Source organism: Halopseudomonas sp., from assembly GCF_036961105.1.
Lineage (GTDB): Bacteria > Pseudomonadota > Gammaproteobacteria > Pseudomonadales > Pseudomonadaceae > Halopseudomonas.
Genome location: NZ_JBALWW010000008.1, coordinates 148,700 through 155,413, shown reverse-complemented (window position 1 = coordinate 155,413; position 6,714 = coordinate 148,700). Strand labels below are relative to the sequence as shown.

The 6,714-nt window shown below is 59.0% G+C and carries 4 protein-coding genes; 1 reads left to right on the top strand and 3 read right to left on the bottom strand.

Features of this window, described 5'->3' with window-relative positions:
• Positions 1-165: 165 nt before the first annotated feature.
• Both V7756_RS10490 and V7756_RS10485 read right to left on the bottom strand, forming a co-directional pair.
• Positions 166-546: a hypothetical protein gene (locus tag V7756_RS10490; RefSeq protein ID WP_335610104.1), complete on the bottom strand. Its 381-nt coding sequence runs from the start codon at positions 544-546 to the stop codon at positions 166-168.
• Positions 547-625: 79 nt separating this feature from the next.
• Positions 626-928 (bottom strand): putative quinol monooxygenase, encoded by a 303-nt coding sequence (locus tag V7756_RS10485; protein ID WP_335610103.1) that lies wholly within the window; start codon positions 926-928, stop codon positions 626-628.
• A 545-nt stretch (positions 929-1,473) separates the two neighbouring features.
• Between V7756_RS10485 and V7756_RS10480 the strand changes: the two genes are divergently transcribed.
• Positions 1,474-2,439: an integron integrase gene (locus V7756_RS10480; protein WP_335610102.1), complete on the top strand. Its 966-nt coding sequence runs from the start codon at positions 1,474-1,476 to the stop codon at positions 2,437-2,439.
• A 272-nt stretch (positions 2,440-2,711) separates the two neighbouring features.
• On the opposite strand, the gene purL is transcribed toward V7756_RS10480, so the two are convergent.
• Positions 2,712-6,620, bottom strand: a complete 3,909-nt coding sequence (gene purL, locus V7756_RS10475; RefSeq protein WP_335610101.1) for a phosphoribosylformylglycinamidine synthase — start codon at positions 6,618-6,620, stop codon at positions 2,712-2,714.
• Between the last annotated feature and the right edge of the window lie 94 nt (positions 6,621-6,714).

Below are 6,714 nucleotides of genomic sequence, written 5' to 3'. Positions count from 1 at the left end.
TTGAAGCGTGGCATGCAACACTCCTTGTTGGTCTGCCCAAATCCTAGCAAATATGGAGTTTTTCTACAGCCTCAACGCCCTTGTTCAGCGGCAGCCTGCGGCAAAGCCGCGTCTAGGCTGTCCGATGGAGGCACCGAAGGTGCCGGAATGTACTGGAACAGTTTGTTAGCCCGCTCCAAGAGTTGCCTTGCATACCGGGCAAACCCGAAATCTCGCATTGACTCTTGTGGTTCGCGATTTTTTTCTCTTGGAATCCCAGCAGGCAGTGCAAAATAGCCCTTCTTCTGACTCAAACTGGTAGCACCCCCATTTGGTACCACTGGGTTTTTCGTCACTTGGCGCAGAAACCTGCTTCAATAAGGCATTTTCTTCTTGTAGGGCGGCAAGCTGTTCTTTCATTGCTGCCGCCTCCAGCTTCAAATCTGCAAGCTCACTCGAAAGATCGGCCAATACATTCTTGAACTCTGCATCAGCGATATTTTTCGATATTTCCCGAAGACGCTTGGCTAGGGTAATCGAAGTGCTTACACCTGACACTAAATCCATTCTCAGATCCTTTACTGGCTAACGCCTGAGTTAAGCCGCGCCGCGAAGCGGCGTCGGCTTGAACGAATTGTTAGGCTTGCTAGCTAGGTAGCTTTGCCGCAAGTACATCAACGTTTTCGATGGACGGGGGCTCGGAGAACAACTCACCTGCCTTTTCCATCAACGCGGCTGCGACCTTGCCGGAGAGATGGGCCTGCCGACCCGCTTCATCCGGGAAAGCATCAAAGATTCCGAAAGTGCTTGGTCCAAGGCGAATGCCAAACCACGCAGTGGTGTCAGGCTCCTCATTGACGATGGGAAGGCCACTCACAAGGAAGTTCTCAACCTCTTTCTCTTTTCCGGGTTTCGCTTCAAGGCGAACGAACAAGGCTACTTTGACCATGGCATGTCTCCTGTTGTTAAAACGACATCACGATGCGCGATGTTCTCTTGCAAGTCTAACGTGTGAAGCCAAGCACCACTTGCGCTTGCGCGAGTGTGTGACTTGGCGACTTGTTACCCATTAATATTCCGCGCTCTGCGTAGCAGAGCTGAAAATGGAGAGAAAATCAGCCTGACTAAAAATTGAAAAAATACGGCTCAACGCTGTATAGATACTCGGCGTGCGCGTTAACTTCGTTAAGCTCCGCCGAGTATCTATACAGCGTAATAGCTGCTTTTTCGGGTTTTCGCCAGGCTGACTCCTTGCCATTTACTGTTCCTTTACTCGTTGCGTCCTATTACATGGGTAACAGTGATTAGATAGAACGCGGTATTAATACATAACCGCGCGTTCGAGATAACTCCGGATTTACGCCATCGACGTAAAAATATTTTTTATTAAAATCAATTAGTTACATCCCACTCGACAATTTCACACGTATTCGCTTGACTTCGGCATTTCGTGAATCTATTACTACTGTATAAATAGACAGCTATGGAGGCAGCATGGATAGCCTATCTCCCCAACCCCGTTTGCGTGACCAGTTTCGGGCGGTTATTCGGGTTAATCATTACAGCATTCGGACTGAGAAAAGCTACTGGTACTGGATTCGTTATTTCATCCGCTTTAACAAATTGCGTCACCCGTTGGAGCTCGGCCCGGCAGAGGTAAATGCCTTTCTCAGCTGGCTTGCGACTGACCGGCAGGTGGCGGCAGCGACGCAGAATCTCGCGCTGAATGCCATTGTGTTTCTTTATGCACGTGTTCTTGAGCAGCCGCTTGGGGAGATCGGTGACACCGTACGGGTCAAACGCCCACCTAAGCTGCCGGTAGTGCTTACACACACTGAAGCCATGAGAATCATCGAACGTCTGGCAGAGCCTTATCATTTGATGGCGTCGCTTATGTATGGTGCGGGCTTACGTGTTGTGGAGACCTCTCGCTTGCGTGTCAAGGACCTCGACTTCGATAGACAGATCATCACAGTCAGAGACGGCAAAGGCGGGAAGGACCGCACTACATTGTTACCAACTTCTCTTCTAGAACCTTTGCGCCAACGCAAACAACGCATTTTTACCGCATGGAAGGCCCAGGATATTTTCTTCGCAGCGCCCGTTTCCCTGCCTTTTGCTCTACGCCGCAAGTATCCTGCAGCCTCTCGCTCGCTGGAGTGGCAGTGGCTTTTCCCGTCACTCAATTTATGCATTGATGAAGACGGCAACGGCGTACGGCATCATCGCCATGTAAGCAGCGTACAGCGCGCGGTAAAACTTGCCGTGCGCGCGGCAGGCATCGCCAAACCCGCCGGCTGCCACACCTTTCGCCATACCTTTGCTACTGAACTGCTGCGCCGTGGTAGCGACATCCGCACGGTGCAGACGCTCTTGGGCCATGCCGATGTGAGAACTACGCAGATTTATACGCATGTGCTGGGCCAGGGGTTTGCCGGGGTGCAGAGCCCGTTGGGCTGATGGCTCAGCGCCAGGCACGCTACCGCCCTATCCTATCCACGGACAGTTTGGACCGGCGTCTAAGATTTATAGGGAAAGGAGTGCGGGCTGTCCTTGCCGTGGCGGGGGCTGATTGCCACCCAAGAGGCGGGAGTCACTGCAATTCCTTTGCGTGATTCGAGAGTAATTCAGCCTGCCGGGGTTTGTCCAAGGCATTTTACTGCCTGTGTGCAGGCCAGAAAGCACAATCCCGGCGGGTGCCGGGATTGTGTGGTAGCTGCGTTGGCGATGGGTTAACCCACCCATACCCGCGCGTTGCGGAACATGCGCATCCAGCCGCCGTCTTCGCTCCAGTCATCTGGCTGCCAGGAGTTCTGCACGGCGCGGAAGACACGCTCGGGATGCGGCATCATGATGGTGACCCGACCGTCGCGGGTGGTTAGGCCGGTGATGCCGCGTGGCGAGCCGCCGGGGTTGGCCGGGTAGCGCTCGGTCATGCGGCCGCGGTTGTCGACATACCGCAGGGCTACGGCATTGGCGGCTTCGCAGGCATCCACGGCGGCGCTGTCGGCAAACTCGGCGTGACCTTCACCGTGGGCGATGGCGATAGGCAGGCGTGAGCCGACCATGCCATTGAGGAAGATCGACGGCGAGGGTTGTACTTCCACCATGGCCACGCGCGCTTCAAATTGCTCCGAGCGGTTGCGTACAAAGCGCGGCCAGTGCTCGCTGCCGGGGATCAGCTCACGCAGGTTGGAGAGCATCTGGCAGCCGTTGCACACACCCAGGGCAAAGGTATCGGGGCGGGCGAAAAATTCGCTGAAGGCTTCGCGGGCGATGGTGTTGAACAGGATGGATTTGGCCCAGCCCTCCCCTGCACCCAATACGTCGCCGTACGAGAAACCGCCACAGGCCACCAGGCCGCGGAAGCCTTCGAGCGTGACGCGGCCGCTGAGAATGTCGCTCATGTGCACGTCTATGGCGGTGAAGCCGGCGCGGGTGAAAGCGGCGGCCATTTCCACCTGACCATTGACGCCCTGCTCGCGCAGTATGGCGATGCGCGGGCGCATGCCGTTGGCAATCAGCGGGGCGGCAACGTCTTCGTTGATGTCGAAGCTGAGCAGCGCGTGCAGGCCGGGGTTGGCGTCGTCGGCAATGGCTTCAAATTCCTGATCGGCGCACTCGACGTTGTCGCGCAGACGCTGGATCTGCCAACTGGTCTCGGTCCAGGCGCGCTGCCAGGCGGCGCGGGAATTCTCCAGTACGCTTTCGCCGGCAAACTGGAAGACGATGGCCGGGTCGCTGGTGGGCTGGCCGATCACGGCGCAGCAGTCACCCAGACCGGCGGCGGAGAACTGGCTGAGTACATCGGCTGTGTCGTCCTGGGCTACCTGAATCACGGCGCCCAGCTCTTCACTGAAGAGCACGGCGGGCAGCGCCTTGGCGTCCTGCGCCAGCACGTCCAGATTGATGCGCAAACCGCAGCGGGCGGCAAAGGCCATTTCGGTCAGGGTGGTGAACAGGCCGCCGTCGGAACGGTCGTGGTAGGCGATGATCAGCTCGTCCTGGTTCAGGCCCTGAATCACCGCGAAGAAGGCTTTTAGATCTTCGGCGTCGTCCAGGTCCGGAACTTTCTGGCCAATCTTGTTGTACACCTGCGCCAGCGCGGAGCCGCCCATGCGGTTCTGGCCACGGCCCAGGTCAATGGCAATCAGGTCGGTTGCGCCATGGTCCAGGCGCAGTTGCGGCGTGAGCGTGCCGCGTACGTCCTGCACGGGGGCGAAGCCAGTCACGACCAGAGACAGCGGCGAGGTTACCGATTTCTCGGTGCCGGCATCTTCCCAACGGGTCTTCATCGACATGGAGTCCTTGCCCACCGGGATGGTGATGCCCAGTTCGGGGCACAGCTCCATACCCACCGCCTTGACAGTGTCGTACAGGCGGGCGTCTTCACCGGGGTGGCCGGCGGCGGACATCCAGTTGGCCGAGAGCTTGATATCCGACAGTCGATCAATACGTGCAGCCGCCAGGTTGGTGACGGTCTCGGCCACGGCCATGCGGCCGGAAGCAGGGGCGTCGAGCAGTGCCAGCGGCGTGCGCTCGCCCATGGCCATGGCTTCGCCGGTGTTTACATCAAAGCTGGTGGCGGTGACGGCGCAGTCGGCTACCGGCACCTGCCAGGGTCCAACCATCTGGTCGCGAGCGACCAGACCGGTAATGCTGCGGTCGCCAATGGTAATCAGGAAGCTCTTGCTGGCAACAGCCGGCAGACGCAGTACACGCTCGGCGGCCTCGGCCAGAACGACTGTGCTGGCATCAAAGTCGTCGCCCCACTCGGCTTCACGTTCCACGCTGCGGTGCATGCGCGGCGGCTTGCCGAGCAGTACCGAGAGCGGCATGTCGACCGGCTGGTTGTCAAAGTGCTGATCGTTGAGTACCAGCAGTTGCTCTTCGGTGGCTTCACCCACTACGGCAAAGGGGCAACGCTCGCGCTTGCAGATGGCTTCGAAACGCTCGTAATCGGCGTTGGGCACAGCCATCACATAACGTTCCTGCGACTCGTTCGACCAGATTTCCAGCGGGCTCATGCCGGGCTCGTCGTTCGGTACGTTACGCAGCTCAAAACGCCCGCCACGGCCACCGTCGTTGACCAGTTCCGGGAAGGCGTTGGACAGCCCGCCCGCGCCCACATCGTGGATGAAGGCGATGGGATTCTTGTCGCCCAGCTGCCAGCAGCGGTCGATGACCTCCTGACAGCGGCGCTCCATCTCCGGGTTTTCCCGCTGTACCGAGGCAAAGTCCAGGTCTTCTGCGCTGCTGCCGGTGGCCATGGATGAGGCTGCGCCGCCACCCAGACCAATCAACATCGCCGGGCCGCCCAGCACGATCAGCTTGGCCCCAACCGGAATCTCGGACTTCTCGACGTGGGTCGCGCGGATGTTGCCCATACCGCCGGCCAACATGATCGGCTTGTGATAGCCGCGGGTTTCCGGCCCCCGAGGCGAGGCGATGGTCTGCTCGAAGGTGCGGAAGTAGCCGTTCAGGTTCGGGCGACCGAATTCGTTGTTGAAGGCAGCGCCGCCCAGCGGACCTTCGATCATGATCTGCAGTGGCGTGACAATGCGCGACGGCTTGCCATTGTCTTCTTCCCAGGGCTGGGTAAAGCCGGGAATGCGCAGGTTGGAGACGGTGAACCCGGTGAGGCCGGCCTTGGGCTTGCCGCCGATGCCGGTGGCGCCCTCGTCGCGAATCTCGCCACCAGAGCCAGTAGAGGCGCCGGGGAAAGGTGCGATGGCGGTCGGGTGGTTGTGCGTCTCGACCTTCATCAGAATGTGTACCGGCTCTTCATGGGCGCGGTATTCATTAGTGCCGGGGGCCGGAAAGAAGCGGCCGGCGGTAAAGCCTTCGATCACCGCAGCGTTGTCTTTATAGGCCGAGAGCACGCCTTCGCTGTGCAGCTCGAAGGTGTTCTTGATCATGCCGAACAGGCTCTTGTCCTGCGCCTGGCCGTCGATGTCCCAGGTGGCATTGAAGATTTTGTGGCGGCAATGCTCGGAGTTGGCCTGGGCAAACATCATCAGCTCAACATCGCTGGGGTTGCGCTCCAGCGCGGTAAAGCTCTCGACCAGATAATCGATCTCGTCATCAGCCAGGGCCAGGCCCAAGCTGTTGTTGGCCTCGGCCAGTGCAGCGCGGCCTCCGGCCAGCACGTCTACGCGCTGAAAGGGCTTGGGCTGGGTGTGGGCAAACAGGCCGGCGGCAGCGTCCAGGTCATTCAGCGCCACTTCGGTCATGCGGTCGTGTAGTTCGGCTACCAGTTGCTGTCGCTGCACGGCGTCAAACTCGCCGCTGACGTAGTAGGCCACGCCGCGCTCCAGCCGTGCCACCTGACTCAAGCCGCAATTGTGGGCAATGTCCGTCGCCTTGCTCGACCAGGGTGAGATGGTGCCAAAACGCGGCATCACCAGCACCAGGTCGCCTGCGGGCTCTTCTACCGCAACCGATGGGCCGTAGCGCAGCAGACGCTCAAGTACCTGCTGGGACTGCTCATCCAGCTCTGGTTTCAACCCAGGGCCCAGTTCGGCAAAATGCATGAATTCTGCGTAGATACCGGTCACACCAGCAACGCGGTTTTGCAGACGGGCGAGCAGCTTGCTGCGGCGAAAATCGGAAAGGGCTGGGGCTCCACGCAGGATATGCATGTCGGTAACGGCCTCGGAGATGCGGAAATGGAAAAAGAAGGCGCATAGGATACCTCAAGCCGCGCCAACGGACCATGCCGGGCGCACCAACAGG